The following is a 24,663-nucleotide window of genomic DNA, read 5'->3' as shown; positions in this document are numbered from 1 at the left end:
TGTCATAGGTGTTTATTTATCACTGATTGAAATTCGGTGCATATTTGTACTTTTTCTGATACGATACAGCCAAAGGCCATGCCATCTTCCAGAATTCATCTATGGTTTCCTGGTCGAAATCACCACTCTTTTCCGCATCCTGTATAGCTGAGTTTAATTCTGCCAGTGCATCTGATTCTTCAGGAGTGGCAACCGTATCTTCCTCTTTTTTAGGATTAGCCAGCGCATTCCTCAATTTATTCATGGCTATGTCTATTTTGTTATATGCTTTTTCCTGACCTGAACTGAGCTTCATTTCTTTAGGCTGACTAGCTTTAGAACCTGAGCCCCTGCTACTGCTGGCAGGATAACCATATTTCTCATACTGCTGCATCATCCTGCTAAACTGATTGCCAGCTATCCAATCCTGCAAGCGTGCCTGCTGCTGCGCCAGCTGTCCCTGTGCTGATGTCTGGGCGTTAAGCAGCTTAATCTGCTCGTCAGTGCCATATCCCATCTGCTGCAAAGTCCTCTGGAAAGCACTCTGAGCTGCCTGCTCCTTCTTGGCGAAGGTATAGTTGTTGACCGGCAAGCCAAAAGCAGTAAGTGCTACATTTGCCTTGTCGGCATCCTCATCTCGGATTGCGCTGATAAGCTGGATGCCGTATGAGTTAATGGAGTTATCCGGGTTTATCCCCTGTGTATAAAGCTCATCCATCAGCCCCTGCACCCTCTTTTCCTGGTAATCAGATGCCTTGCTCCTGGCATAATCACGGGCCCCGTTCCTGCTCATGCCTGCGTTGAGTGCCTCCTGGTAGGAGCTGTTGTACATCTGGCCGGAGTCCATGCCTCCCACGATGAAATTACCATATTGCTGGGCGTTGAATACGTCCCTTGCCGCCCTTGCCTGTGCCAGCGTGCGGTCTGCACCGACTCCCGACAGGTCTATTCCGGCCTTTTCGGCAGCTTCCCGATAAACCTTTGCCTGCTGGCTGGCCGCATCCATCCCGGCTTGGTCGCCATTCATAGCTGCGTTTTCCCAGTTCTGCTTTGCATTGATTGCCAAATCCTGAAAACGCCTCTGCATAGCTACATTGGCTACACTCTGCTGGTCCTGCGGAGTCATTAATCCGGTCTGAAACTTGGCCACCTCATTCTGTGCATCCTGGGCAATCTGATTAGTAACGCGATTTACGTTGCTCTCATGAATCCCCTGCTGAATTCCCTGGGTGGCAGCCGTGTCCATCATCTGAGTGCCATTCTGAGGCTGCTGCACCTGCTGGGAGCCAAGCAGTTTTAACATTGGTATCTGTGCCATATTTACACACCCCGCTTACATAATCTTCTTATTCCCGGTAAAAGCCCCCAGCAAATCCTCCATCTGCACAGGCGTCACCGGGTTGTATTCTGATTTTCCCGTAAGGACGTTGAAGCCAATCTCGCCAGCATTGCCAAGGTTGCCATAATTGATACCGGCTTCCTTTGCAGCAATATCCTTGGCGAAGTCATAGGTACCCGTAGGCGATGCCGCATTTCCTGCCATCGCCATGGCTCCTGCATTTTGGTTTCCCAGGCTCTGCCCGGCAGCATCCTGGTTTTTCAATTTTTCAGCTGCCTTGGCATCATTCCTGGCATTTCTATTGCCAATCCAATCGTTGACGAGATTGGATATGAGCCTGCCTGTTGCAAAACCCAGCATGGTATTGGCATCCGCTCCATTTGAAAGAGCTGCCATGGACAAAGCCTGCATCCATTTTGACTGGTCATTATTTCCGTTATTTCCTGACATATTTGCATCCTGTGTCTGCCAATTCATTTCTTTCTCCTCCTTTTTAGAACCACTTCAGCGAATTATTTTTCAAGAGATTATCCCACTCCATGCCAGCCAGCTTTTCCGCACCAAGGGAGGCGGCTGCACCTTCACCGGCAGCAGCCTCTGCACCGCCACCAGCTCCGCCGCCATAAATCATCATGCCAATCTTTATCATATTTGCAAGCCCCTGCTGCTCACGAGCCTGCTGGGCCTGTTGCTGCTGCAAAGCACTAGCCGCCTGCTGCTGTGTCTGTGCTGATAAGCTATCCATCTGGCCTTGTAGATTGTTTTTGGCTTGCATAGCTTGCTGTGTCTGATGCTGTCCCTGATTGACCATGCTGCCTGCCAGCTGTGAAGCATTGCCGGAAAGCTGCTTCATAGCTTGCGCATTTGCTCCGCCATTCGGGTAAGCATTGCCAAGAAGACCACTTTGCAGCTGCTGCCTGCTCCCCATGCTTCCGAAGCTGTTTGCCTCCTGCTGCTTTCTCATCATATCTATCAATGTAGTAATTTCATCATCCATAACTGCTCACCTCACTTACAATCCGCCAAGCAGGCCGCTGAAGAATCCACCGCCACCGCTTGTTGACTGCGTGGAACTGCTCTGTGTAGTTCCTTTGCCTGCCGCTGCCGCAAGTGCAGAAGTCGTGGACCCATTGAGACCAAGTGAAGCATTCCAAAGGTTAAGGGCAGGCTGCTGGGCCGCCTCCTGGGCCGCTGCTGCCGTTGTAATGCCTGCCGTAGCATTATTGATATTGCTGTTGTTTAGATTGCTTACCTGGGTAATATTATTGTTGAAGTTCTGTGCCATCGTGTCAGAAACATTCTTGGAAATCTCATTAAGACCTCGATTTGTCACAGAACTATTCAAGACACCGTTTTTAGCCGACTGTGTCAGCAGTTTTCCATAACTGTTCTCCACGCCGCTCTGTATGGCATCCTGCATATTCTGTAAATAAGCTGTCGGCAGCTGGCCATTTGCAAGCTGCTGGTTAGAAGAATTCGCACTGTTTATCTGTCCTTGAGCCTGATTATTCAGACCGTTAAAATCAACCTGCACAGCACCTATGCTGTTCTGCAGGATATTCCTGGCAGTATCATTCAGCCATAACGAATTGGGCGCAATGGCATCTGCATAATCTGCCTGAGCTTTTTGCAGCTGCAGCTCATACTCGGTAGGCGTATATGTTGTTGTATTGTTTACTGTCGTGGATGAACCACCCTTGAATACGCACTTGCCAAAAAAATTGCACTTCTCCTGCTGACGTCCATATCTATCAAAAAATATCATTTTCTAGCCTCCCTTCCTTTCAGGGCTCCCATGTTATAAAATAAGCCTGCCTGCCAGATTTCTTATACTTGAAAGCCGGAGAAACTCGTCCCATTTTACCTGTATCTTTATGAATACATATATATTGCCTCGCCCCATCAGCTAGCTCTACAGTTTTCTCAATTCTATATCCAAGCAAGCGAATGTATGCTTTTATTTCCTTGCGTATGCACCAGGTGCCACACGCTTTTATTCCTCCAGCTTTTCTCGCCGCACTATTTATCTTGTCACGCCAAAAAAGCAAATCACCGCAGCACTGATTTGCCACCAGCATATCTTTTAGCTGGCCAATTTCACAAAAGCCTTTTTCCGGCAAGAAAAAAAGCTCGAACCGCTCATCGCGCTCGAACTTTTCTCCGGTCTTCCGCTCATATTTTGCAATCCACTGAAATAAATCCATGCCTATCACACTTTCTTTAATGTCCGCAAACTACCTCCAGCATTGCTATTATCGGCACTCCCCATAAGACCAGGTATAAGGTTCGGTGCACCACTGCTGCCATAAACATTCTTATTTTCTCCCTGACCTGAATTTCCAGACTGCTGGCCGCCCATAATAGTCATAATTCCCATTCCCTTATCAGTGTATCCGCTTAAATCTACACCACGATTATTTCTGTCCTGTTCTTCTGCCAGAAGCGAAAACAGATTGCCAAGGCCAGTATTACCTGTCGCTCCCAGTGCGCCATTTATAACATCACCAGCACTGCCACGATTGCCTAACATGGTATTTGCACCTGCCTTTGTAGCATCGTTTGCTCTAAGTGCTTGGAAAAATGTATTCCGCGCTGACAAGCTATCCGGATTGCTGCTATATGACTGAGCTGCATTTACAATATCGCCATACTGGTTGCGTAGCATAGCCAGCTGCATCGCCGACATTTGGTCTTTGCGTAATTGTTCCTGTGCTTTCTGTGCGAACGACTCCTTGTTGTCTTTTTCCGATAAAAAAGCCGAACGTAACTGTTCTGCCGAAACCTGCGCCATTATAATCCCTCCAAATAAAACAGGCGGCTTTTACACCGCCTGAACCAAAATCACATTACGATAAGCATATTTTTTCAATTTGCGCCCTTACTTCCAAATCGTACAGATACTGCCCCATCAAACTTTTCTGATGTTTCAGTAATTCTAATGGACAGTTCGGCGTAAACGGCAAAGTACCGGCTTCATATTTCACAACCATATCATGCAACTTTTGGTATCTGATTTTCAACTGAAAATACTCTGCTCTAAAGCGCTCCTTAAAATCTTCGCTATTCATCATCTCAATAGTATCTGCTAAAATCATTTCATGAACACTCCCTCTGATTCTTGTACCAGTTGGCTTTGCCACGGAGCACATCACCGCCACGACTGCCATCGGTAGCCCACGGCTTGTAAGACGGGCTCTCGCTGGTGCCAAGATACTCAAGGTCGCCACGGGTATCTCCATCCCCGTAGCCATCATTCCACCAGGCATAGGGCTTGTGGGTGCCAACACCGCCGTCCTCGTTATTCGCTGCCTCGCCGTGGCTCATCACGTGAGCCTTGTCGATAGTTAGCCACAAGGCAGTGGCAACCCTATCAATAACCTGAGCCATAACTTCTATCTGCTTAGCAGTCGGCGGGAAGCCTCCGAGGCTGGCAGAACCGCCGCCATAGCAGCAGCAAAGAGCGATGCCAATGGAGCCGGTATTTCTCCGCCAGGTGTGGCTTTTAGTCTCCGACAAATCATCAGTAGTCACATAGATTTCACCATCACCTGTAATGTTAATGTGATAATCCTCAAATACAGCGGTATGATTGCCAGCCGTCCAGTGCAAGTAGATTTTCGGCTCCCTGCCTTCAGCTTTCGCCTTATTCCAGACTGACTCCCTGGCGGATGCCGCCATATTTTCAACTTCATCAATTGTTACTTCTCTTTTCATCCTTTCACTCTCCCTTCCCTAACCTGCTTCAATGTAGATTTCAGCCTATTCGGTATCGGGACACCAGCATTTGCGATATTCTCCGTTATGGACAAGCACTCATTGGCAAGGTAGAAATAGAGCACCATCGGCATCACCAGCTCCGTGCCTATAACCGCATCCATGATATGCCCCATGGACACCATGAGCAATATCAGCACTTTTTTCACAATGCCCCGGAAGCCGATGCGGCTGTCAAGTGACAGCTCCGGGCAGAAAAAGGATGCTGATACGCCTGTGATATAGTCAATAATCATGGCAATTAACAGCCCTTCAAGCCCTACGGACCAGCCGCCGAATAAGTGAGTTACAATCAGGCCTGCCACAGAACTAACCCCTCCTACCACCGCCCCGGCACCTCCCGTCCCCGGCAAAAAATCCCGTATAGAGCAAACTGCTTTTTCCATAGCTTCACCCCTAAAACCTTATCTGATAGAACAGCACCCCGGCACAATCAGCAGCGAAGTCACCGGTGTCCCACTGATTATCAATCCATTTTTCCTTTGCTGCGCCAATTGCCAGCGTAGTCGTAGCCGCCCAAAAATCATTGAAGCCAGCGTTTCGTTTAAGCTGGTCACAAATAACATAGCTGAGCCCGAAATGAGCAAACCTGTCAACACCCACGCTGTCAGCAATATTACGCTCTGCGGCCAGAACAGGCATTGATAATAGCATCAATACCGTAAAAATCATCGCCAGCAGCGCATTTTTTATTCTCCTCATATATTTTCACCTCCCGGTTCAGGGCAGATATGAGGTGGAGCAATTCCACGATTATCTCCACCAGCATATCAATTGTCATGTCACTCAGTTTTGCCCTAAGTTCAAGCTCCTGCATCACTCAGCCTGTGCCTCTGCCCTGAGAGCCTTGACTTCTGCCTGGAGCGCATTGATTTTGTCACGCACCGCCTGACGCTGCTCAACCAGTCCATTCACATCATAAGGCATATCATTCTTGCCCAGCAGGGCGGCTTCATAGCACTTGATGATTTTGTAATCACCGATGGCAGATACAGGGCTGGTTAAATCATTGGTAAGATTGATGATTTCCTGCTCTTTGCCGTTAATGATATTCTGCTTCTCGTTTTCCATGTTCGTTCAGCTCCTTAAATAATTTATCCATTTCTGCTAATACCTTCCTGGCATGGTAACGCTTCTTGTCACCGCGCCAGCTTTTATATTGATTGGCGAAATCTCTGTAGGAAATTTCTCCGTCCCTGACCATAGCTGCCATTTTGCGCATTTTCCGCTTCTGCCTGCTCAGGACATCTTTAGGAATCCTTCGGATGATTTTCCCGCTGTCTGTCAGGATGTACCTGGTTTTCAGGAACGTGAATCCTTTGCTCAGTTTGATGATCTGCGTTTTTCCGTCATGCACGAAAATCCCCAGGTCTTTGCAAATAGCTTTTATCTCCAGCAACAGCTTTTTCAGGAACTCTTTGTCCGGGTGGATGATAATGCGGTCATCCATATACGCATCATAGCAATGTATCTGCCTGACATTTTTGCACCATGTGTCAATCCGCGTTGGCAGGTAGATGCCTGCAATCTGTGCCAGCGGTGCACCGATGGCAACCGACTTCCTGATGCGCATCGTCTTTTCCGGCCTTGGCCGGTCGGGGTTGTAATGCTCTAATGCGTTGAACAGCACATCGTCCGGGTTAATGCCCGGCACATATTCAACATCATGCTCATTGGCAGCCAGAACCTTCTGGATGGTGTCCAGTACAGTTTTGTCAGCAACCCTGCGGGATATTTCCTGCATGAGCACATCATGGCGGATGTTATCAAAATATTTGCGGAAATCTATTTTGAGTACATATCCGGCTTTGCCATATCTTACATAATGCCACCTCAGATGCTGCTCGAATCTCCGCCTGGTGAAGCTGATACCTTTTCCTTTTAGGCTAGCTCCATTGTCGTGTATCAAATACCTGGACAAAGCTGGCGTGAGGACTGTATCGCACAAGGAATGCTGCATAACCGCATCCCTCACTGTCAGAGCCCTCACCAGCCTTTTCCTGCCCTGCTCATGCAATATAAATATCGCGCCCTTCTGCTGCTCATAGGTGCCGTTTCTCAGGCTGTCCTGCAGGGAGAAAATCTCCCTCATCAGATTCAGCCCGAATTTCTGGGTAGCCTCTTTCCAGCCACTGCATTTTACTGTGCGCTGGTAGCCACGCAGCAAATTATCGGCACTGGTAAAATCCTGCATTTTTTATCCTTTCCTGCTGTGCTTGCAGATACAACAGCCTTGGCCGGTATCGTCACAGCTCCTATTTGCCACAAAGTGTGGAAGGATGCCAGCTCATTCCCTGCTCATTTTTCTCCTGCCGTTGGTGCGGCAGCCTCAGAGAAGCGGGCGGATGCCCCCGTTGGAGTTGCGATTAGACGCATCGTTGTAGTTGGCATTGCCATTGTTGTTGGCATTGCAGAACCGACTACCGGAAGCAACCGCAATCAGCTGACACCCTGTAAAATTAATCACTTCAAATCCTTGAACCTTTTGTTGTCTGATTTCCGCCAGCCTTTCAGCAGGCCGACTTCCTCATCCAGCATCGCGATATACTGCTTATATTTATCGGCGGATACATCCAGTTCCCGCGATGCAAGCTCAAGCTCAACAATAAGCACTTCACAGTTTGCTATAGCCCTGTCCTGGTAAATGCGCCGTTCATCAGCTTCTGCTTTGCATGTCGGCCACAAGGTATATGCGCATATAACGTTATGCAGCATTGCCGTGGATATATCCCATATTGCATTGAAGTATTTCTCAACAATACGCTCGGGGTATTTGGCCGGTAATTTAGGCGTGCCATAATACTTTTCCGCAAGATTTGCCAGGGTTTCTGCGTCTTCCGGCTCCATCCTGTTTTTGTGTATCACGATATTTCTTATCATCTTCACACCGAAATCCCGCTGACACAAATCCATCAGCTTGGCATGTATATTCTTTGCATTTACATAGAATTTCAATTTCGAGATGCTTCTGTTGCGTGCTAATACTGACATTTTTCATTCCTCCTAAGCCGCTAACCTGGCACGCCCCATAAAGGGGCGTGGTTTGGGGTTAGCGGAGCAGGAAATACGGGCGGACGCCCCCGCGGGAGTTGCGACCAGACGCATCGGTGCAGCTGGCACCGCCATCGCCGTAGGCAACGCAGAACCGACTACCGGAAGCAACCGCACGGAGCCAGAACCACTTTCTCGCACCGTCACTGTACTTGTTCTTAGAAAAACGCTCATGGCGGAACAGTGCCAGCTGCTTGTTGGCGCATCCAACATCAAACCCGGAAGAACTGAACACGCGTCCACCATATACCATCGGCTCATTCGGGATATTAACCCAGGTGTCAGCCCATTCCCAATCCGTGCAGGAGCCAGTCCAGCCAGCACCGGCAGCACTTGTAGCTGTAGGGCTCATAGTCTTTGTCAAAAGTTCCCTGTGCTTCAGCACGTGTGCATCGCCGAAAGCGTTGATGATGCCAGTCTTGTACAGTGGCATATTGACTGTCCACATTTTTGAGCCCAGGTACGCCCCCGTGGTGTCGTTGGTATCATTCATGCTTACATTCATCTGTACAGTAACATCCGGAATCATCAAGATGTGATGCGCAGTGCACTCGGTATCTCCAACACCGTAGTAATAGTCGAAGTCTGCTACCACCCACTTTACGTTGTACGTGGTGCCGTCCACGGTAATCGGCTGGATGATGTAGTCGCCGATGTAGATGTCCTTGAACGTACCATTTGCGATGGCCTGGGACATTTCACCGCTAGCAAAATAGCTAGTCAGGTCCTTGCCACGGTAGATGCTGTTGTGGGAAAGCCCATAATTGTTAATAATATCCATGATGTTCTTGGCGTTAATCGCATCCACGATTTTCAATCCCGTCTCATCAGTAAGGATTGCTTTTGTTACTGTTGCCATAATTTTCTCCTTTCATTCATGTGTTATAAGTTATGCAAACAAGGCCATTTACAACCGACAAGCCCATGCCTGTCTTGGCTTCCTCAGCTGTTTTTGCAGTATCAGCTTTAACCTCATTGACTGGCTGAGGTATCCCGTTTTTATCAAAATAAACAGGCGTGCTTGTAGTCCCCTTGTTTTTAAACGCTTCTATTTCTGCCGTTTTTGCATAGACATTTTCCCAGGGATTTCTAGGATTACCAAGCTTGCTTACATGCACATTGGGAGACCATCCCCTATCCATAAAAAATCAGACCTCCTTCTGGCAAATCTGGTTATCTTCATTGAGTGCAAACAGTATTTCATCCTCCCATGGCACCTTCTTGAAGCCGCTGGAAGTATAAATATATAACCTCTCATCCTGCTCGCAAAAGACAATCTTTCCCGGTGTATTATCTGTCGTAGGCAAAGTGGGAAATACTATCGCAGGTAAGGAAGAATATTTATTATCTATGTTTTTCTTGAAGCGTTCCAGATTCTTACTGTCTATAAATTTACTATTTGCCATACCTGCCTCCTAAATCTGTAAATAAAGCCCTGCAAGTCCATACGCCAAACAGGGCTTTATCCTATCATTCACAGCAGATTATTGCCCTTAGGCACCGGCAAACATTGCATCAATATCATCATCAGTGCACACAGGTACGTACACATCCACATCGGCACCATTCACGGAGATGGTCGCAGCCTTGTAACCAGCAGTATCGGTGGCAGTAGCAGTTACCTTCGGCACGTTAATCTCAGTAGGTACGCCATCAATGGTAATGGTGGCAACCTTGGTACCGGCAGTCATAGTCTCAGCCTGTACCTTTACGGCAGCATTGATGTCGAAGATACCGGACAACACATCCCAATCAGTGCCGTTCCATACAACGTTGTCCCCTGCCTTCACGTTGTGAGCCACATCGGCTGCAACGACATTATAGGTATCGCCTACAACCTGGTCGGAAGCAGGGAGGTCGGCAAAGGTATCAACGGTGCCCTTGTAACGGAATACAGTAGTAAGGTCAGCCTTCTTGGCATAGAGGCCAGCATTAAACTCATCCTGCTTGGTCTTGAAATGGCTCAGCTGAGCATACTGTACAAACTTCTCATTCAAATTGGTAGCCATAATAACATACATCCTTTCGTAGTAGCATAAAATAATATATCTTCATCTGGGTGTATAGCGGCCGCCTATACATCAGATAAATTCAAATTTAATCAAACATTTTATCAATATCATCATCTGTAGCAATTTTTTCATCCGGTATATTACCGGCACTGGACTGGCCGGACTCTGCAAACTCAACCAGCGATACTATAGTGTCCTGTTTGTGGCTTTTTATATAAAGCTCAACATTCATGTAGGAAAAACGGCTTTTGGGATGGATTACAATCCCGACTTCCTTATCCTGAGATATTTCAACCGGGACAACGCCGTTATTGTCTATGGTCCCTGAGGACGCTGGCAACAGCTTCCAGTCCCGTGTCACATTCACCCTAGGCATAAAAAACACCTGCTTTCATGCTATTCTTCATAAGTTACGCAATATGTACCATTTACAACCGAAATGCCGGTACCAACGACGCCACCAGGAATGCCTGCTTCTGCATATTCTTCGCTTATGGTTATATCGCCGTTGCTGTCCAGCAAAAAAGGATATGCCAGCCTCGGGCCTATGTCACCATATCCGTCGTACTCAAACGGATTGCAGATTGACAGGTCTACAGTGCGAGGCTCATCTCCGTTGTACTGAACCAGTGGGACTCCTTCATAGGTAACGGTAAGTGCCTTGCTCCCGCCCTTGGCTTCATTGACAAAGGTACGGGTTCCTGAGCGATACACCAGTATTTCGCCATCCTGCAAATCATCCAGCCTTATAGAGATGCCGGATATTCTTGCAGCGCTTCCTGTTATATCCACAGGCAAAAGTCCGTCATCATTCGTCTTAACAATTTTGTCGTTCTCATACGTTACCTTTCCACTTGCAACAGGCCGCGCTACGGAATCCACATTCAGATAATAATCTGCCCCCATGCCATTCAGGCTGGTTGCACTCCCGCTAATGGAAATGTTCGCTACACCTTTGCTGTCAGTCTGCACAATCTTATTTGCTCCACCAGTTGCAGAAACCAGACTCTTTAAAACGTAATCAGCAGCAGGATGGCCTCCCAGCTTCGCTGCACTTCCTGTAATATCAGCATCAATTTTTCCCAATGAATTGGTCTTTACTATCTTGGAAGGTTCAGCTTTTGTGGTAACATCATCGCTTGTAATCACTACAGACTGCTCACTGCCTGCAATCCCCATACGATACTTCACATCAAACAGCCATACCCAGGCTGTATTTTCCGCATTGCGTATGTAAAACTTGTTGTCAGAAATTCGCAGCTGGTATGGTTCCGGCTCGGTAGGAAATGTGCCTCCATCAGAACTTACCCTCAGCGAATTTAAATGCTCATAAACCTTGTTGAACTCCTTGCTGTATTTTTGTGCCATATCATCAACTGTATCGCCGCCATTGCGGTAATCCAGCGGCCAGCCCTGCTGAAATTTAGCCATAATAATTTACACCTCCGCTACATCATAACTGATAAGGTTTAATATAAATCTCCCACCAGAACCCTTGCCGTAAGTTTTGATGGCCTTATGGCGGTCAAGCTGCCGTTTGCTCTGCCGCACATAAGCAGTGGATTTTAAGTAAGTTGTGTTGCCATATATTTCATAATCATTGTCATATATTTCATCACCGTTCGTATAAATGTTGGCAATAGGTTTGCCCTTTATGCCACGCTTGCTATGATATATCTGGGTGTAATCGTGCCATATCTGCAGAGCTTCCTTCGGCACAAGCTCGGAATACAATACATGCCCAACATAGTAATTCACATATGCATAAGTCTGAAATAACGGCGTTATGTCTACCCTGCCACGCTTAACCAGATAATCATTGTATGACACTATTGTCTTGCAGTACATTTCCCATCTCAAAGGCTCACCGTCATCGTGTATGTCCATGCCGTTATCAAGATAACAAACAGCGTTATCTTTCAATACAAATACAGTTTCCCTGCGGTAACAGACATCTACCGCAGGTGAATTATATTCGCGCATGAAGAATGCTCCCCTTGCCACATCCATGAACAAAAATCTTCTTTCGCCACTGATGAGCCATAGCTGGTTTAAAGGAGCAACATACCTCAGCTTCATACTTGAAGGCAACGCCTTTATATTGTCCTGAACCTTTACCCCTAAGTCACTTGCTTTTATTTCACCGTAATCATCTGTAGTTGATAACGCCTGCAAGGAATTATCCCCTAGCACGACTGCACTATTTGTTAGAGCAAGTGCAGTTCTCCAGCTTCTGTTGCTGATGTTGCGGCTTATTTCTCTTTGCGCCCAGTCCGGGTATTGCCCGGCAATATGAAAGGCGGTGTTGTTGCTCTTGAAAGCAATTATATCGGCAGAAAGATTAACTACTGCCGTTATCTTTCCGCCATCCTTATAGCCGACCTGAAGCCATTTGGAGGATGAATCATCGTTGGAGTCCTCAGTCCAGTTGGTTTCATCACCAACAGCAGAATAGTGGATTACATCGTCATAATAAACAATTACCCGGCCATGGCTTACAAATACACCGTTGCATACATCTGGGGAGGCTTCAATGGCTACAAGCTCCGCCCCATTCCAGTATTGCAGCTTTCCGCCGGAAGCAATCAAAACGCCATCTTCCCATGAAGCAAATCCAGGCGTTACTTTGCCTGTGAGCGTTCCCCTGTCAGTCAGCTGCGTGCCATCCGTCATAAGCGTATATACATGCCTATCCTTGGTGCACAGCAGCAGCAAACCGTTAATTGTGTCGAAGAACATATCTGTGAAATGAAGGCTGTCAGTCCTGTAAATATCCTTGGTACCTGATACTGTCCGGAGAAGATTACCCATAAGCTCAAAATTCACGCAGCGATTAAGCTCATTCATCTCAATCATCTCTATTGCATTGGTCGTATTCAGCCCGCCGGTAAAGTCCCTATATTCAACTGTCTGCTGATTAGCGTGCTTTGCTGACAGCCTCATCTGTAACGCCTCCTGCCATAATCGCTAATAGCGGTTTCAGCCGTGTCCCAATAACCGCCAGCCTGTATGCCTCTGGAATTATACTTCCTGATCAAATCTTCAATCTGGGAAACCACTGAACCCATTACACTAGTTTCCTGGGATAAATCAAACTCATTCGTCATGGATGCTCTGATGCAGGCATACTCCACAACGAAATCAACCAGCTCATTCATCATTGGGAACTCGTCGTCAAGGTTTCTAAGTAATACCATGTCGCGTATGGCCATTATGCTGTACTCCACATCTTCAGATGGTACAGGCCATACATTAATCTTACCGAAGCCGGTTACAAAATATCCCTGCGGCATTCCCCGCTCCCTGGTATCGTAAATTCCCCAAGGGCTTATCCTGTCAATCCGTTTTCCATTAATGCGAACCTCAAGCACTGCCGAGGACCTCATATCCTGCTGAATTATGGCTTCACCTGCCGGTAACGTGCCTGTGACAATATCATCAAGCAGCTGCAACGCATCAATACTGAGGATAGTCCGGCGTACAAACCTGATGCCATCGTTGATATAGTCCGTAATGGTCGTATCTTCATACTCCAGAACATCCTTGTCGTGGGTATTTGTACGCACCCTGTCAATAATATCCACCAAAGTCACTATAAGCACCTCCTAAGCAAGCTGCATGAAGGCGTACCGGCGCCTGGCACGCCTCAGCAACTTTCCGTCAATCAATCAATTAATCATCCACGGAGGACGTCATGACATTTACGCAGCCGTAATCGGTTGCCATGCCATCACCATCATAGTCAAAAGCAGACTTCTTGATGCCAAACATGCGGCCAAAGGAAACACCATACTGGTTCCCGTAGTCGAAGGTCTTCTCGTCCCAGCGCGGATTGTTGCCAACAGCCATAACGGCTGCCTGAGCCCCCAAGAACAATGCGTGACCTACCTTGGTGTTGGAAGCACCGGTATCAGTACGCAGTACGCGATTGCACTGATGAATGACAACGCCGTTATACATGCCGAGAGCACCGGTAAAAATAGGGTTCTTCTCACCACGGATATTGGCATACTGCTGAGCTTCCAGCCAGCGGGCATCCTTCATCAGGTCGCGGGCCTGATACTGGTCGATAATCATGATATAGCGGTCTGCACCATTGATACGAATAGGACGCACAGCGGTGTCTTCATCAGCCGTAGCCAGCCGCTTTGCCTCGCCAATAATGTCGGTGCTGAATACATCAGCTGCACCGATGGTATTCTCGGAGTTAGCGGAACCGGCATAAACCACCCTGTCAGCAGACGGGGATGTGCTGAGCACCTTGAAAATCTTCTTGTCGATGGTATCAGCCAGCCAGTTGGACAGGTTGGTACGGGCATCCTCCCGCATATTCTGCTGAGTCTTCTGCTCCTCGAAGCGGCCGGTCAGGCGGACTGCATTACGAACCTGGTCTATGCTGACATCGAAGGAGCGGTAAATCATTGCTTCCTCGTTGCCTTCCAGCATATTATCACCGCTAATGCCTGTCCCCTTCAGCGGCAGCAGCAATGGAATATTGATGCTGTCGCCCCTGCCCTTCTGCAGGTCAGTCTTAATCTGTACGATGTTGTCGGAGCTATTGCCTGTAAAGCGCTGAAAAAAACACTTGCGGAGGCCTGCCTCCCAGCAATTCTTTGCCCACGCTTTCAGGACTAATTCCTTAGGAATTGTAGTCAATGCCATTTAATATCATTCCTTTCATGATACGAACAGCAGGCGGCTATCAATAGCCTAAAAGCATCTCCTGGTACTCCTTTGGTATCTCATCAAACGGCTTATCCTCAAGCATTTTGGACAGTGTTTCAAGCGTAACGCCGCCGGTATCAGTACCGGCCCCATCAATGGTTGAGGAACGCGGAAATGCCTTTCCCTGCTTTACTTTACTCAATACGTTGTTGTTCTTGTTGCTCTTGCCATACCTGGCCATATAGGAGTTCTTGGCATCGGTGTAATACCGCTTAATCAGGGCAATATCCTGCGGCGAGGCTGTATTGTGCTCGATACGTGAGTAGGCTGCCGCAATCACGCCCTGCTCCGTCTGCCCGGTCTCCTTCTCGAAGTATTCATTGGTCGCATACTGCATGATGTTCTTGTACTCAGGGTCCTTGAACTCCTTCTGGGCGAAAGAGTTATAGTCCAGTACCGCCTGATTATGCTGTGCAATCACACGGCGGCTCTGCTCCATCTGCTGCTGACGTGCCATGGCGATCTTCTGCATGACATTGTTCTGAGCCATACGGCGGGCGGTTTCCCATGTCTGCTTGCGTTTATCATCATCGTCAAGGTACTTGAAACCCGCTATTTCCTCCGCTGTCACGCCGGAAAGCTGCATAGCCTCGCTATCAATGGCCTGCTGAATCTTAGCTGCAACATCATCATTAAGGATAGGCATTGCCTGCTGAGTGCTATCAGCAGCCTGCTGGTTCTGCGGCTGTGCAACATTCACAACCTGCATATTAGGCGCCTGGGACGACTGATTAACATCACCCTGACTTCCGCTTTCCAGCCTCTGCTGAAGGTTTTTCACCAGCTCCTCCAGCTGGCGGTTCTTGTCCACCTGCTGCTTAAATCGCACATATGGAATAGGCTCCTTTGGCACCAGTTCTTCATCATCATGGTTGTTATCGCTGCCATCTTCAGCGGTTGAATCTGAACTGTTTCCTTCAGCATTATTGTCGCTTTCCTCCGGAGACTGCTGGTTCTGCTCATGCTCGGCCACAATCTCCCTGGCAATATCCTCCGGAATACCTGCCAGCTCATCCGGCACCTCAAAGTTTTCTTCCTCACTGCCAGAAGCATTGCCTGCTTTTTCCTCTACAACGCCCTCATTGGCATTATCATCAACATGCTCATCGTCTTCTGCAAACATCTGCAAATCAAAAACAAAATTCATTCTGCTCATTTGAATACTTCCTTTCTGAATATCGTTTCAGTGTACGAAATGCGCCCTTATCGTAGGCGGCACGGAAAACGCCCTTTAACCGCAGGCGACGCGTTTTATAGCAGCAGGCTGAAACAGCCTACTTCACTGCATTATAGATAGACACAATCTTATCGATGCCATCACAAACATCAATCTGCTTACCACGAACCTTTTCAATCATCTCGTTGCCAAGCTGAATGAGATTCAGGCGAAACGCTTCAAAAGGAGCTGGTGCCTCCTTAATTTCAGTTTCATTGACTGGTACACCCTGAGTCGCATCTGAATCTGCCTCATTGATAATCGGCTTTGCTTTCCTTACTGCCATGCTATCACCTCCTTACATTGCAGGACCCTGTCCATTAATCAAAGACTGGACAGCTGCCTGTGTCATGCCGCCCCCTTGGCCTCTGCCGTTGTTAGGCTGCTGTTGTGCGATTGACGGCTGTGCCTGCTGTTCCTGCTGCTGTTGGGCTGCAAGCTGCATCTGTTGCTGCACAGCGGCCTGCTGTGCCTGCTGCTGCATTTGCTCCGCCAATTGTGGAAACATCTGCTGAACAGATAGGTTGATTGCGTACTGCGCAATCTGCGCATCAATCAGCCCCTGCTTGGCTGCCATCGCCAGCTGAATTGGCAACGGCGCATCCTTGAAGCTGATGCTCTGGCTTTGGCTCTGGTTCTTTATCATCTCCAGCTGCAACTGCTGCTGGGCCTGTTGCTGCTGTGCCTGTGCCTGCGCCTGCTGACGCTGCTGCCAGCGTTGCTTAATTTCTTCTTTGTTAGGCAGGTCGGACAGGTCCAGAATAACATCAAATATCAAATCTCCAGGTATGCCCAGGTTCTTTACGCTGTCCACTAAACTCCACAGCTGTGCCTGACGCTGCGTTGTAGATGCCTGCGTATCACTTATAACAATGTCGAACTCGCCCTCGGAAAGATTGTTCAACGTTTGGTGGATAATCCTTCCTAACGGGTCCTGCTGGATAACCTGCTGATTTACCCTGATGAACTGCTGACCGTTCTTTCCCTCAACGCGATAAACCTTATCATCGGTGTAATACTGTGGAATGATGCCTTTAAAGCCGCGCTTCCCCCAGAGACGATATGCAATCTTCTTCTTCGCTTTGCGAAGGTTGTCAAACATCGGCGCAATATGGGTAATCGCCTGCTTCTGCTTTAACTCGATGGCACGTCCTGACGATGTGGAAGCTATGTCCGTCCCCATCAATGCCTCATTGATACCTGACACAGCGGTCAAATCTGCTGTTGCCTGGTTTTCTGCCTGAATAACAGCAGCAGGTATCTGCCCCATTATACGCTCATGGATTTTTCCCTGAGATATTGCCCCAGGACGAACCTCAGCAAAATAGCCAGGAGTGTTTCCCTTTCGCTCAAACTCTGCCTTCTGGCGGCTGTCCATTGCATCTTCTTCAATCCAGCCACCGCCATTTCCCGTGGTATTCAGTATGTGCAGCTCCTGGATGCGCCGCTTGTTAATCTCCCGCTGCGGGTCCTTCAAGTCCCGCACAAAGCCTGCCGGTAAATCCCCGGTGCCATAGTTGTAGCAGACAATTGGCACGAAAGGAAACTCCCCATGCTCATACGGTGATGGTATATCCTCCAGCAGGAACCGCTCAATAAAAACAGCACAGCGCACTTTCGTTACTTTGGTGTTGGTGTATCCCTGCACAGCGCCGCTAAGAAAGTGCTCTGGCGTAATCTCTCCCTGTGCCAGCACACTGCCGTCCTGCATATAATAGATGCTCTCGCGCTCCTTGACCTTGTACCAACACTCCACCATACGCGCCTTTTGAATGTCACGTTTGTACCACAGCGGGTCTTCATACGCTCCATCATTCTTCTCAGCATTGTCATAAATGGCATATTGTGCCATTATCTCAGCTTTATGCTCCGGGTACGTTATGACCAGCTCGTCCTTGTCTACCCATTTGGCACGGCAGATATACTTTGCATCACTGAAATCAGTCTTGTGAGCTTCCGGGTCAACATAAATACTGAACGGGTCCTCACGCTTCACATACGCCTCGCCGTCATTTACTTCCGGACGGAATTTGTAACCAACATCAAACCAGCCTAGTCCGCCAATAGCAGCATCAAGAAAAGCATGAGATTCTTCGGAATCATAATCGCACTCATCAAGGATATATTTTGTGATACCCTTGCGCACCTGGCAAATATCAACATCATCGCCGGTCCGTGGCAGGAACTCTATGTCATACCTGTTCAGCCTCTGGTAGCCGCTCAATACGTTAATAAGAGGCTTGATGCGGTTGATGGTTATGGCAGGTCTGCCCGATTCATGGAATCTTTCAATGTCTGCCTGCTCCCACTGCTTGCCAGCCACAAAATCATAGTCCTGCTTTGCTTCCTCACGCCAGTCTGCTGCCCAGTCAGCTGCTTCCTCAAACCACCGCCTGAACTTGCCAATCACGGAGTGTTCAGTATCGTCAGTGCTATGCCTTTCAAAAACATCTTCTGTTGCTGCCAAATCAATCACCTCATCAATCGCCTTATCAGTCACCCTTATGTACTCCATGCGGATGGCTTCCTGTATTCATTTTCTCGCCAGCCGTCTATTTCCTTGTCCTTAGCAGGCTTTGTCGGCGTCCAAGGCCGCGATAAGCAGGCGTAGCCAATCGTATCTGCAATATGGTCTTCGCCCTTTGTGTCGTATGTCTCCGGGTTATGCTCATCATGTGCCAGCTGCGGTATCGTCCTGATAGTATGCACGCAGGTAGAGAAAAAGTAGATGGCAGGCTTAAAACTGCCGTCCTTCTGCTTGTTGCCAATCAGGCGCTGCTTGAAGGCGTTTGCCATCTCTATGCGCCCTTTGGAACACTTGCCAAACGTCACCAGCTTGCTTTTAGTCAGCACATTGTTTATTTCCTCTGCTATAGTCGGCCCGGTAACTCCCGTCCGCGCCCAGCAGGCGTTATCCAGCACACCATACCTGACATTCTCAGTAGCCTTTTCCAGCTTCGCTATCCTCTGCCCTACTTCCTTGGCGGTTTCACCAGTGCCCACATTCGGTTTGCCACCCCAGCCGTACAGCTCACGGTAGCAATACATGTTATTATCATAGTCTATAGCAAACCATAGCACAGCATACGGCCTGGCACTGCCCCAGTCACATGACCGAAACCTCGTCCAGCCTTGTGGTATCTGGAATGGCTCTACTATGTGCACACTGCTATCCCACTGCTTAAAGTACCGTCCGGCAGCCACGCCCCACTCGGCAAGCCCGGCCACCTTATAGCGTTCCGGATCCGTCTTTCTCATATCCTCAAACTTCTCCAAGTCATCCTTGGAAAGCCATTCGTTGCACTTATATGTCGTTGTCATAGCCAGCACGTTAGGGTGCGGCTCGTCAAAGAACCGCCGTTTTAACCAAGATGAACTGTCCCAGGGATTGAAGATAATCAGCCACTGGATGTAATATCCCTCTGGCATAACGCCACGCAGGGATTCATCTACAGTATTGAAACTTTGCTCATCAATCTCATAGGCCTCCTCCAGCCACGCAAAGCAAAGATAACCTTTGGAAACTGTAATGGATGTCAGCTTTAAGGGCTCATCCAGTCCCCTAAAAAGTATCTTCTGCCCGGTAGGGATGTAGGTAGCTTCCAGCGGATTCTTTGTGAAGTGCCACAAGTGCGATACTTTCAGCATTTCTGCTGCCCATTGCAGCTTTGCCCAGCAGGAATCTTTCAGTGTGGAGCCGGTCTTCCTGATTACCAGCGTATTCGCCAGAGGCATTTCCATCATGCGCACCATTATCTTATATGCCGCTGTTACGGACTTCTTTGAAGCTCTGGAGCCCTTGCATACCACATAACGTTTCTTTGAATTCCAGAATTCCGCATATCCCTTTCCCAGCATTTCCTGCATGGATATGGTAATTGCACCGCTACTCATGAACATCATTCCTAATCATGACCGGCAGTGCTCCGTTAAGCTCAACCTGCTGCTTATCTATGAACAAGCCCTGAAGCCTAGATAGCATCTCCATGGCCTTTATGGACTCCGCCACAGTGGGAACCACCTCATCCGGCTGTTCCTTTCGCATGGCGTACTCCGTCAGCCGTGACTGTATCTGCTGCCTGTCCATTATGTTGGGGGCCCGCGCTTCATCCGCCAGTTCCCTGAGCCTTGCCTGTATCTTTGGCCGAAGCCGCAGCCTGCTGCCACATGCCTGCGCGGTCTGGTCGTTTTTTGCCTTGTAGCCAGCAGCCTTGTAAGCATCCGTATCATTCATGCCCTTTGCAATATTCTGAGCGAATAGCTCCTGCTGCTGGGTTAATTTGCTGTTGTCTGCCATACGCTCACCACCTAACTTTTTTGCAAGTAAAAAGGCACCCCCTGTTGCTGGAGTGCCTTTTCCGGAAATGTTTTATAAAAAGGAGGACTATGAAGCTTGCGTCAATTCCCAACTACTGACAGTTTATATTATATCACAGGTTGCAGTGTCATATCCGCCATTTTTTGGCCAACCTACTTTTACGCATTGACTATTCATTCTACTGCCCGAGCAAAAAATATCTCCCTGGCAGCAGCCGCACCATATAATGTTACTGCAATCTTGCACACTGCCTGACGGCACACCCTGCGGCAGGTACGCTCTGACATGTGATGAATGTCCTTTGCTTTCTCTATGCGGATGCCGTTCTTGTAAACTGTTTCCACTACATCTTTCTCCAGCTTGGGCAGTAGCATGATGGCGGCTTCCAGCTTGCCCAGGAGCGAGGCCGTTTCCGTTGTGCTTTTCTCCAAGCTGACCAGCTGCGACATGAGCAATATACGCCTCTCCGCCTCGGCCTCAACACCAATCATACCATCACCACCGCTGCCTTTTGTACCGTCTATGCCATAATGTGACACAGCAACGGGCACAGACTCAAGCCTGTGCCTTATATCCTCCATATCTGCTGCCGCGTTGTCCAGGAACTTTTGGTAGTAAACCATATTGGACAAGTGATTTTGTGCGAGTGTCACACAATCATTCTTATTACCTTTCATATCATGTCACACTCCCCTTCTTCACTTCTTAGCCTTGCGGCTTATCTTCCGGTATTCCATTTCCAGCTCCTTCAATCGGGATGTTGCCTCCCTGGATTGCAGCTGGTGCTGCTTGAACATCTCTATGATTTCCTTACGTTTCTGATAGTATTCCTGTTCATCCATTCTGTTCCTCACCTTCCTTACCTTTTCCTGGATAACCTAAGCGGAGCGCCCAGCGTTTCCATTTTGGCCTCATTATGATAGACTGCCTTGTCTCATAGCTCCTGAAAAGTAGGTAGTAGCACATATTCACATCTGCGAATTCCTCACGAAGGTTCCGTAATGCTTCCTCCCTGTCGACCGGCGTCACATTGTTGCTGAAGCCGCTTGCCCTAATCAGCTTTAAGCACGCCTTGGAAAGCTCCGCCGCTTCCTCCGCCAGCTGTTCTAGCTTTGTCCGTTTGTCAATAATTTTTCCGACATACGATATGTATTCCATATATTCCTCATCCATCGTCTTCACCTTCCTCTTTTTATTAAACTATATCGCTTCCAGTATCCACAGGCTGATGTGCAGCATCGCAGCCAATCCCATGCCTATCAGTACAGTGGCAATAGCCAGGGCGCATATAGCATCAATATGATTTGACCAGCTATCTGCCTGTTCATAATCAAAGCAATACCCAAGGCTGGCTGCCTGCGCCTTCCTGACTCCGCGGCAGCTGCACCGGTATGCACAATCATCACAATTCTTTCTGCTCATAAGCTATCCTCCTTAGTGAGTACCTGGAGCTGCGCCTTCATAGCGCTGACAACCCCAGTGCACTTCTTCAGGTACATCTCAGCACTCCAGCGGTCGGTAAACAATCTTCCCTGGGCCAGCATCCATAACTCAATATCGCTTACCATAAATTTGTTCTCCAAAATTACCAATTCATTAACATCGTTAAACACTACCATATAGGTTTTCGCGCCAAGGGCGGGAATATCCAGTATTTCCCAGTCAATAGGGTTCATAATTTCAGCACCTTTGAATAGCTCTTTTAATGACTCAATGTCTTCCTTGCTGTCTGCATCCGGCTTCTGCCGTGGTACAGTCTTGTGCTTCTTGGTAATCATATCCTCAAACATCTCCGCCAAATCGCCTGCAACAACCTTGGCCAAATTATCTTTGATAGCAGGTGGATTTTCTGGTTTAACCGCTAATCTCTTGCGTGATGATTTGTTGCTTGGAGCATCCAGCCATGCCTTTATGCCCTCTGCACAATTTTTGTCAAAACACCTTTTGCGCCTATAAACACAAAGTGAGCATTTCATTCCATTTTTGCCAAAAAATCCAGCCAATTCTATGTTTGACAGTGCGTTAATCTTATCTCTGTTTGTCATTTTCTTCATTCTCCTTTTGGATTCTATGATAGCACTCGCAGCAATACGGGCAATATCTCTCAACATTTCCTTCAGGCGCCTCTATTGTTGTGAGCACCTTTATAAACGCCACATATTTCTTACACCTATGGCACCATCTCTTTAATCTGTAGCCATCAACAAGGTCGTAAGTCTGGATGCAGCCGTTATCTATCTCCCTTATCTTCATATGCTTCGCACTCCTCAAACGGCTTCCAATCTACAACCCGGGTGATTGTTTCGACACCTCTTAGCAAAGCAATCAATAGGCAAGCGGTATCAGCATTGTCAAATTCCTCTGTTCCTATGTCTATGATATGAAGCCCGTTAGTTTCTAAATAGAAAATTGATGTTTCAAACACGTCTGAGTCAATCATGAAAAACTGTCCAAGCTCCAAGCCTAACAGTTTTGCCACATCTTCCATCTTATTCATTATTTGTCCTCCTTGATTGGTACATAGTCATATACCATCTTCTCAACTCTGCGTAATTCTGTTGGATAATCAGGGAACTCTCTACAATCTTCCTGCTGCTCTGTTGCACCGTCCGTCCAATAAACGCCAAAAAACCTGCTGTTCACCTTGAATACTGTTCTTTTATCAATAGTCCAGTCCCCCTGTTCAATGATGTCCTCACTGACACAATCGCCAATAAATCCCCAGCACATATCTTCAATTTCTTTCTCGCTGAATTCTTCATGTGCATCAAATTTTCTCAGGAATTCTTCGTTAGTCATTTTACATCCTCCTCACTGCATCATCTAACCGATGCGCCTGTCATAGTCCTCAAACTTATCAACACTTTTAAATATAATCTTGTTGTTCACCCAACGTTGCAAGAGCCGTATTTCTACCGGTGCATGGTCCTTGTCGTAAATCATCACATACGGGCTGTAGCCGTTATCACGAAGCCAGTATATGCGCTTCAAATCATCCTCCAGCGTGCTCCAGTAGTTGGTCAGCACATAAACACCGACTTTTCTTGCATCGATTATGGATTTTTCTCGGAATTTTTGCAGGGCTTGCTGGGTGCTTTTATCGTTAGGATTGTCCCAGGCAAAGTGCAGCATCTTGATTTTCATGTTGTTTATCAGCTGCAAGTTATCATCGTTCAATAATCTAATATCCAGCCCCTGAGTAATATCAATATTTGCCCCGCTTTCAATCAGCTGGTGCATGAGCTCCATGTGGCTGCTGCACGCCAGCAAATTCGGATCCAACAGCTTTATGTTCTTTTGTCCCGACCACCATTCTGATAAATCAGCTACTTTCCTGCTCTGTTGTCCTTCTTTCCCTGCAACAATACAGAATGGACAGCCCCGCGGGCAGCCTCTTGTCAGGAACCCGTAGGCAGTATCAGTGATACCATACAGGGAATAATCCGGCATTATATGCTCAATCTCATCTGGCAGGCGTTTATTTATATCATATCCGCTGCCGCCAACAATAACGCCCATATCTGCAAGCAGCTTCGCCTTTTGCGCATTTTTAGAAAATATACAGCTGGCGTATGCCTTATCGTACCTGTTGAACAAATCTCCGGATAGGTATTCATCAACAGTCAGCAGATGAACACTATCACCTCTTGCCTTGCAGTATGCTGATATTTTCATCAATGTCAATGTCGGGAACTTAACCTTGCCGTTCCTGGGCAAATCCACATCAATGAGTGCCACGTTCATGGCCGTCACACTCCCCGTCCAGATTGATAGGCTTGCCGGAAAAATAATCCATCCACAGCCCGCGCTCCAGCTTCACCCACAGCAGGGGCACACGCGCAAACTCCGGCCTTGTATATTGCAGGTGCATATACATCTTGTACTTCAGCAAGGCGACCGGCGTCGACATTCCTTTGACGTCGAAATACAATTCCCTGCCGTCAACAAACTCAACATGAAAGTCAGGTGCGTATGTTATGGCCGGGTATGTTTTACCAGCTAAAGAGAATTTATCCTGGAGCCTGACCTTTGGATGCACACCAATCAGAGCTATCTCGCCTTTATCCTCCTTGCGCCTGAGGTACAGATAAAACTCCCCCTCCGCCTTGGAATCAAATTTTATACCGTCAATGACCGTCTTGACGCTCTTATACTTGCTCATCCGCTTATCCCCCTATCAGCCAGTTCGTCAATTTTTTCCTGGGGCAGTTCATACCCTTTAAATTTATCCCCGTAATGTGGGCGTTTA

The 24,663-nt window shown here is 47.8% G+C and carries 37 protein-coding genes; all 37 read right to left on the bottom strand.

Annotated elements, in window-relative coordinates:
* Positions 1 to 19: 19 nt before the first annotated feature.
* A complete protein-coding gene (locus FYJ84_RS08020) occupies positions 20 to 1,297 on the bottom strand; it encodes a hypothetical protein (protein ID WP_154407081.1) in 1,278 nt (425 codons plus the stop codon).
* A 15-nt stretch (positions 1,298 to 1,312) separates the two neighbouring features.
* Entirely contained in the window at positions 1,313 to 1,795 is a 483-nt protein-coding gene (locus FYJ84_RS08015) for a hypothetical protein (protein WP_154407080.1), read from the bottom strand.
* A 16-nt stretch (positions 1,796 to 1,811) separates the two neighbouring features.
* The gene (locus tag FYJ84_RS08010; protein WP_154407079.1) at positions 1,812 to 2,315 is read right to left on the bottom strand and encodes a hypothetical protein; all 504 of its coding nucleotides are present in this window, start codon (positions 2,313 to 2,315) and stop codon (positions 1,812 to 1,814) included.
* 15 nt (positions 2,316 to 2,330) lie between these two features.
* Positions 2,331 to 3,083: a hypothetical protein gene (locus tag FYJ84_RS08005; RefSeq protein WP_154407078.1), complete on the bottom strand. Its 753-nt coding sequence runs from the start codon at positions 3,081 to 3,083 to the stop codon at positions 2,331 to 2,333.
* Between the two features lie 19 nt (positions 3,084 to 3,102).
* Positions 3,103 to 3,522: a hypothetical protein gene (locus FYJ84_RS08000; protein ID WP_154407077.1), complete on the bottom strand. Its 420-nt coding sequence runs from the start codon at positions 3,520 to 3,522 to the stop codon at positions 3,103 to 3,105.
* A gap of 5 nt (positions 3,523 to 3,527) precedes the next feature.
* Positions 3,528 to 4,109 carry a hypothetical protein gene (locus FYJ84_RS07995; RefSeq protein ID WP_154407076.1) on the bottom strand — a complete coding sequence of 194 codons (582 nt, stop codon included), beginning with the start codon at positions 4,107 to 4,109 and terminating at the stop codon, positions 3,528 to 3,530.
* A 55-nt stretch (positions 4,110 to 4,164) separates the two neighbouring features.
* The gene (locus FYJ84_RS07990; protein WP_154407075.1) at positions 4,165 to 4,413 is read right to left on the bottom strand and encodes a crAss001_48 related protein; all 249 of its coding nucleotides are present in this window, start codon (positions 4,411 to 4,413) and stop codon (positions 4,165 to 4,167) included.
* A 1-nt stretch (position 4,414) separates the two neighbouring features.
* Positions 4,415 to 5,032: an N-acetylmuramoyl-L-alanine amidase gene (locus tag FYJ84_RS07985; protein ID WP_154407074.1), complete on the bottom strand. Its 618-nt coding sequence runs from the start codon at positions 5,030 to 5,032 to the stop codon at positions 4,415 to 4,417.
* Complete coding sequence (locus FYJ84_RS07980) at positions 5,029 to 5,478, bottom strand: phage holin family protein (protein WP_154407073.1); 450 nt, start codon at positions 5,476 to 5,478, stop codon at positions 5,029 to 5,031. The genes FYJ84_RS07985 and FYJ84_RS07980 overlap by 4 nt, the downstream gene beginning before the upstream one ends.
* A 10-nt stretch (positions 5,479 to 5,488) precedes the next feature.
* Entirely contained in the window at positions 5,489 to 5,794 is a 306-nt protein-coding gene (locus FYJ84_RS07975) for a hypothetical protein (protein WP_154407072.1), read from the bottom strand.
* A 114-nt stretch (positions 5,795 to 5,908) separates the two neighbouring features.
* Entirely contained in the window at positions 5,909 to 6,163 is a 255-nt protein-coding gene (locus tag FYJ84_RS07970; RefSeq protein ID WP_154407071.1) for a hypothetical protein, read from the bottom strand.
* Complete coding sequence (locus FYJ84_RS07965; RefSeq protein WP_154407070.1) at positions 6,135 to 7,286, bottom strand: reverse transcriptase domain-containing protein; 1,152 nt, start codon at positions 7,284 to 7,286, stop codon at positions 6,135 to 6,137. The genes FYJ84_RS07970 and FYJ84_RS07965 overlap by 29 nt, the downstream gene beginning before the upstream one ends.
* Positions 7,287 to 7,421: 135 nt before the next feature.
* On the bottom strand, positions 7,422 to 7,559 hold the full coding sequence (locus FYJ84_RS07960; RefSeq protein ID WP_154407069.1) for a hypothetical protein: 138 nt from the start codon (positions 7,557 to 7,559) through the stop codon (positions 7,422 to 7,424).
* Positions 7,556 to 8,083, bottom strand: a complete 528-nt coding sequence (locus FYJ84_RS07955; protein WP_154407068.1) for a hypothetical protein — start codon at positions 8,081 to 8,083, stop codon at positions 7,556 to 7,558. Before FYJ84_RS07955 ends, FYJ84_RS07960 begins: the two co-directional genes overlap by 4 nt.
* A gap of 58 nt (positions 8,084 to 8,141) precedes the next feature.
* Complete coding sequence (locus tag FYJ84_RS07950) at positions 8,142 to 9,002, bottom strand: hypothetical protein (RefSeq protein WP_154407067.1); 861 nt, start codon at positions 9,000 to 9,002, stop codon at positions 8,142 to 8,144.
* A gap of 16 nt (positions 9,003 to 9,018) precedes the next feature.
* Positions 9,019 to 9,285, bottom strand: coding sequence for a hypothetical protein (locus tag FYJ84_RS07945; protein WP_154407066.1), 267 nt, complete (start codon positions 9,283 to 9,285; stop codon positions 9,019 to 9,021).
* A gap of 6 nt (positions 9,286 to 9,291) precedes the next feature.
* Positions 9,292 to 9,549, bottom strand: coding sequence for a hypothetical protein (locus FYJ84_RS07940; RefSeq protein ID WP_154407065.1), 258 nt, complete (start codon positions 9,547 to 9,549; stop codon positions 9,292 to 9,294).
* An 87-nt stretch (positions 9,550 to 9,636) separates the two neighbouring features.
* Positions 9,637 to 10,152: a hypothetical protein gene (locus FYJ84_RS07935; RefSeq protein ID WP_154407064.1), complete on the bottom strand. Its 516-nt coding sequence runs from the start codon at positions 10,150 to 10,152 to the stop codon at positions 9,637 to 9,639.
* A gap of 88 nt (positions 10,153 to 10,240) precedes the next feature.
* Positions 10,241 to 10,531, bottom strand: a complete 291-nt coding sequence (locus tag FYJ84_RS07930) for a hypothetical protein (RefSeq protein WP_154407063.1) — start codon at positions 10,529 to 10,531, stop codon at positions 10,241 to 10,243.
* A gap of 20 nt (positions 10,532 to 10,551) precedes the next feature.
* Positions 10,552 to 11,586, bottom strand: a complete 1,035-nt coding sequence (locus FYJ84_RS07925) for a hypothetical protein (RefSeq protein ID WP_154407062.1) — start codon at positions 11,584 to 11,586, stop codon at positions 10,552 to 10,554.
* A gap of 6 nt (positions 11,587 to 11,592) precedes the next feature.
* Positions 11,593 to 13,098 carry a hypothetical protein gene (locus FYJ84_RS07920; protein WP_205764156.1) on the bottom strand — a complete coding sequence of 502 codons (1,506 nt, stop codon included), beginning with the start codon at positions 13,096 to 13,098 and terminating at the stop codon, positions 11,593 to 11,595.
* Positions 13,095 to 13,748, bottom strand: coding sequence for a phage adaptor protein (locus tag FYJ84_RS07915; protein WP_154407060.1), 654 nt, complete (start codon positions 13,746 to 13,748; stop codon positions 13,095 to 13,097). Before FYJ84_RS07915 ends, FYJ84_RS07920 begins: the two co-directional genes overlap by 4 nt.
* A gap of 79 nt (positions 13,749 to 13,827) precedes the next feature.
* The gene (locus tag FYJ84_RS07910; protein ID WP_154407059.1) at positions 13,828 to 14,817 is read right to left on the bottom strand and encodes a N4-gp56 family major capsid protein; all 990 of its coding nucleotides are present in this window, start codon (positions 14,815 to 14,817) and stop codon (positions 13,828 to 13,830) included.
* Positions 14,818 to 14,857: 40 nt separating this feature from the next.
* Positions 14,858 to 16,036: a hypothetical protein gene (locus tag FYJ84_RS07905; protein ID WP_154407058.1), complete on the bottom strand. Its 1,179-nt coding sequence runs from the start codon at positions 16,034 to 16,036 to the stop codon at positions 14,858 to 14,860.
* Positions 16,037 to 16,154: 118 nt separating this feature from the next.
* Positions 16,155 to 16,382, bottom strand: coding sequence for a hypothetical protein (locus tag FYJ84_RS07900; protein ID WP_154407057.1), 228 nt, complete (start codon positions 16,380 to 16,382; stop codon positions 16,155 to 16,157).
* 12 nt (positions 16,383 to 16,394) lie between these two features.
* Positions 16,395 to 18,611: a portal protein gene (locus FYJ84_RS07895; protein WP_154407056.1), complete on the bottom strand. Its 2,217-nt coding sequence runs from the start codon at positions 18,609 to 18,611 to the stop codon at positions 16,395 to 16,397.
* Positions 18,599 to 19,990, bottom strand: a complete 1,392-nt coding sequence (locus tag FYJ84_RS07890) for a PBSX family phage terminase large subunit (protein WP_205764155.1) — start codon at positions 19,988 to 19,990, stop codon at positions 18,599 to 18,601. The genes FYJ84_RS07895 and FYJ84_RS07890 overlap by 13 nt, the downstream gene beginning before the upstream one ends.
* Positions 19,983 to 20,393, bottom strand: coding sequence for a terminase small subunit (locus tag FYJ84_RS07885; protein ID WP_154407054.1), 411 nt, complete (start codon positions 20,391 to 20,393; stop codon positions 19,983 to 19,985). Before FYJ84_RS07885 ends, FYJ84_RS07890 begins: the two co-directional genes overlap by 8 nt.
* 194 nt (positions 20,394 to 20,587) lie before the next feature.
* Positions 20,588 to 21,091: a hypothetical protein gene (locus FYJ84_RS07880; protein WP_154407053.1), complete on the bottom strand. Its 504-nt coding sequence runs from the start codon at positions 21,089 to 21,091 to the stop codon at positions 20,588 to 20,590.
* Between the two features lie 21 nt (positions 21,092 to 21,112).
* Positions 21,113 to 21,256, bottom strand: a complete 144-nt coding sequence (locus FYJ84_RS07875; protein WP_154407052.1) for a hypothetical protein — start codon at positions 21,254 to 21,256, stop codon at positions 21,113 to 21,115.
* The gene (locus FYJ84_RS07870; RefSeq protein ID WP_154407051.1) at positions 21,249 to 21,587 is read right to left on the bottom strand and encodes a hypothetical protein; all 339 of its coding nucleotides are present in this window, start codon (positions 21,585 to 21,587) and stop codon (positions 21,249 to 21,251) included. The genes FYJ84_RS07875 and FYJ84_RS07870 overlap by 8 nt, the downstream gene beginning before the upstream one ends.
* Before the next feature lie 27 nt (positions 21,588 to 21,614).
* Positions 21,615 to 21,836 carry a hypothetical protein gene (locus FYJ84_RS07865; protein WP_154407050.1) on the bottom strand — a complete coding sequence of 74 codons (222 nt, stop codon included), beginning with the start codon at positions 21,834 to 21,836 and terminating at the stop codon, positions 21,615 to 21,617.
* Complete coding sequence (locus FYJ84_RS07860) at positions 21,833 to 22,525, bottom strand: hypothetical protein (protein ID WP_205764154.1); 693 nt, start codon at positions 22,523 to 22,525, stop codon at positions 21,833 to 21,835. The genes FYJ84_RS07865 and FYJ84_RS07860 overlap by 4 nt, the downstream gene beginning before the upstream one ends.
* A gap of 119 nt (positions 22,526 to 22,644) precedes the next feature.
* The gene (locus tag FYJ84_RS07850) at positions 22,645 to 22,911 is read right to left on the bottom strand and encodes a hypothetical protein (protein WP_154407047.1); all 267 of its coding nucleotides are present in this window, start codon (positions 22,909 to 22,911) and stop codon (positions 22,645 to 22,647) included.
* Positions 22,911 to 23,213, bottom strand: coding sequence for a hypothetical protein (locus tag FYJ84_RS07845; RefSeq protein ID WP_154407046.1), 303 nt, complete (start codon positions 23,211 to 23,213; stop codon positions 22,911 to 22,913). Before FYJ84_RS07845 ends, FYJ84_RS07850 begins: the two co-directional genes overlap by 1 nt.
* A gap of 24 nt (positions 23,214 to 23,237) precedes the next feature.
* A complete protein-coding gene (locus FYJ84_RS07840; protein WP_154407045.1) occupies positions 23,238 to 24,158 on the bottom strand; it encodes a radical SAM protein in 921 nt (306 codons plus the stop codon).
* A complete protein-coding gene (locus FYJ84_RS07835; RefSeq protein ID WP_154407044.1) occupies positions 24,139 to 24,576 on the bottom strand; it encodes a DUF1064 domain-containing protein in 438 nt (145 codons plus the stop codon). The genes FYJ84_RS07840 and FYJ84_RS07835 overlap by 20 nt, the downstream gene beginning before the upstream one ends.
* Positions 24,577 to 24,663 lie beyond the last annotated feature (87 nt).

The organism is Anaerovibrio slackiae, assembly GCF_009695585.1.
Taxonomy (GTDB): domain Bacteria; phylum Bacillota; class Negativicutes; order Selenomonadales; family Selenomonadaceae; genus Anaerovibrio; species Anaerovibrio slackiae.
The sequence above is the reverse complement of the archived record's forward strand: the minus strand, read 5'-3'. Positions and strand labels throughout refer to the sequence as shown.

Bases quoted from the DNA above. Each gene is read 5' to 3' on its own strand.
- FYJ84_RS07940 (WP_154407065.1), bottom strand. From the start codon at position 9,549: ATGGCAAATAGTAAATTTATAGACAGTAAGAATCTGGAACGCTTCAAG.
- FYJ84_RS07885 (WP_154407054.1), bottom strand. From the start codon at position 20,393: ATGGCAGACAACAGCAAATTAACCCAGCAGCAGGAGCTATTCGCTCAG.
- FYJ84_RS07935 (WP_154407064.1), bottom strand. From the start codon at position 10,152: ATGGCTACCAATTTGAATGAGAAGTTTGTACAGTATGCTCAGCTGAGC.
- FYJ84_RS07860 (WP_205764154.1), bottom strand. From the start codon at position 22,525: ATGTTGAGAGATATTGCCCGTATTGCTGCGAGTGCTATCATAGAATCC.
- FYJ84_RS07875 (WP_154407052.1), bottom strand. From the start codon at position 21,256: ATGGATGAACAGGAATACTATCAGAAACGTAAGGAAATCATAGAGATG.
- FYJ84_RS07995 (WP_154407076.1), bottom strand. From the start codon at position 4,109: ATGGCGCAGGTTTCGGCAGAACAGTTACGTTCGGCTTTTTTATCGGAA.
- FYJ84_RS07930 (WP_154407063.1), bottom strand. From the start codon at position 10,531: ATGCCTAGGGTGAATGTGACACGGGACTGGAAGCTGTTGCCAGCGTCC.
- FYJ84_RS07850 (WP_154407047.1), bottom strand. From the start codon at position 22,911: ATGAATAAGATGGAAGATGTGGCAAAACTGTTAGGCTTGGAGCTTGGA.
- FYJ84_RS08020 (WP_154407081.1), bottom strand. From the start codon at position 1,297: ATGGCACAGATACCAATGTTAAAACTGCTTGGCTCCCAGCAGGTGCAG.
- FYJ84_RS07870 (WP_154407051.1), bottom strand. From the start codon at position 21,587: ATGGATGAGGAATATATGGAATACATATCGTATGTCGGAAAAATTATT.
- FYJ84_RS08010 (WP_154407079.1), bottom strand. From the start codon at position 2,315: ATGGATGATGAAATTACTACATTGATAGATATGATGAGAAAGCAGCAG.
- FYJ84_RS08015 (WP_154407080.1), bottom strand. From the start codon at position 1,795: ATGAATTGGCAGACACAGGATGCAAATATGTCAGGAAATAACGGAAAT.
- FYJ84_RS07990 (WP_154407075.1), bottom strand. From the start codon at position 4,413: ATGATTTTAGCAGATACTATTGAGATGATGAATAGCGAAGATTTTAAG.
- FYJ84_RS07945 (WP_154407066.1), bottom strand. From the start codon at position 9,285: ATGGATAGGGGATGGTCTCCCAATGTGCATGTAAGCAAGCTTGGTAAT.
- FYJ84_RS07895 (WP_154407056.1), bottom strand. From the start codon at position 18,611: ATGGAGTACATAAGGGTGACTGATAAGGCGATTGATGAGGTGATTGAT.
- FYJ84_RS07975 (WP_154407072.1), bottom strand. From the start codon at position 5,794: ATGAGGAGAATAAAAAATGCGCTGCTGGCGATGATTTTTACGGTATTG.
- FYJ84_RS07835 (WP_154407044.1), bottom strand. From the start codon at position 24,576: ATGAGCAAGTATAAGAGCGTCAAGACGGTCATTGACGGTATAAAATTT.
- FYJ84_RS08000 (WP_154407077.1), bottom strand. From the start codon at position 3,522: ATGGATTTATTTCAGTGGATTGCAAAATATGAGCGGAAGACCGGAGAA.
- FYJ84_RS07955 (WP_154407068.1), bottom strand. From the start codon at position 8,083: ATGTCAGTATTAGCACGCAACAGAAGCATCTCGAAATTGAAATTCTAT.
- FYJ84_RS07970 (WP_154407071.1), bottom strand. From the start codon at position 6,163: ATGGAAAACGAGAAGCAGAATATCATTAACGGCAAAGAGCAGGAAATC.
- FYJ84_RS07880 (WP_154407053.1), bottom strand. From the start codon at position 21,091: ATGAAAGGTAATAAGAATGATTGTGTGACACTCGCACAAAATCACTTG.
- FYJ84_RS07890 (WP_205764155.1), bottom strand. From the start codon at position 19,990: ATGAGTAGCGGTGCAATTACCATATCCATGCAGGAAATGCTGGGAAAG.
- FYJ84_RS07840 (WP_154407045.1), bottom strand. From the start codon at position 24,158: ATGAACGTGGCACTCATTGATGTGGATTTGCCCAGGAACGGCAAGGTT.
- FYJ84_RS07980 (WP_154407073.1), bottom strand. From the start codon at position 5,478: ATGGAAAAAGCAGTTTGCTCTATACGGGATTTTTTGCCGGGGACGGGA.
- FYJ84_RS07910 (WP_154407059.1), bottom strand. From the start codon at position 14,817: ATGGCATTGACTACAATTCCTAAGGAATTAGTCCTGAAAGCGTGGGCA.
- FYJ84_RS07965 (WP_154407070.1), bottom strand. From the start codon at position 7,286: ATGCAGGATTTTACCAGTGCCGATAATTTGCTGCGTGGCTACCAGCGC.
- FYJ84_RS07905 (WP_154407058.1), bottom strand. From the start codon at position 16,036: ATGAGCAGAATGAATTTTGTTTTTGATTTGCAGATGTTTGCAGAAGAC.
- FYJ84_RS07950 (WP_154407067.1), bottom strand. From the start codon at position 9,002: ATGGCAACAGTAACAAAAGCAATCCTTACTGATGAGACGGGATTGAAA.
- FYJ84_RS08005 (WP_154407078.1), bottom strand. From the start codon at position 3,083: ATGATATTTTTTGATAGATATGGACGTCAGCAGGAGAAGTGCAATTTT.
- FYJ84_RS07925 (WP_154407062.1), bottom strand. From the start codon at position 11,586: ATGGCTAAATTTCAGCAGGGCTGGCCGCTGGATTACCGCAATGGCGGC.
- FYJ84_RS07920 (WP_205764156.1), bottom strand. From the start codon at position 13,098: ATGAGGCTGTCAGCAAAGCACGCTAATCAGCAGACAGTTGAATATAGG.
- FYJ84_RS07985 (WP_154407074.1), bottom strand. From the start codon at position 5,032: ATGAAAAGAGAAGTAACAATTGATGAAGTTGAAAATATGGCGGCATCC.
- FYJ84_RS07865 (WP_154407050.1), bottom strand. From the start codon at position 21,836: ATGAGCAGAAAGAATTGTGATGATTGTGCATACCGGTGCAGCTGCCGC.
- FYJ84_RS07845 (WP_154407046.1), bottom strand. From the start codon at position 23,213: ATGACTAACGAAGAATTCCTGAGAAAATTTGATGCACATGAAGAATTC.
- FYJ84_RS07900 (WP_154407057.1), bottom strand. From the start codon at position 16,382: ATGGCAGTAAGGAAAGCAAAGCCGATTATCAATGAGGCAGATTCAGAT.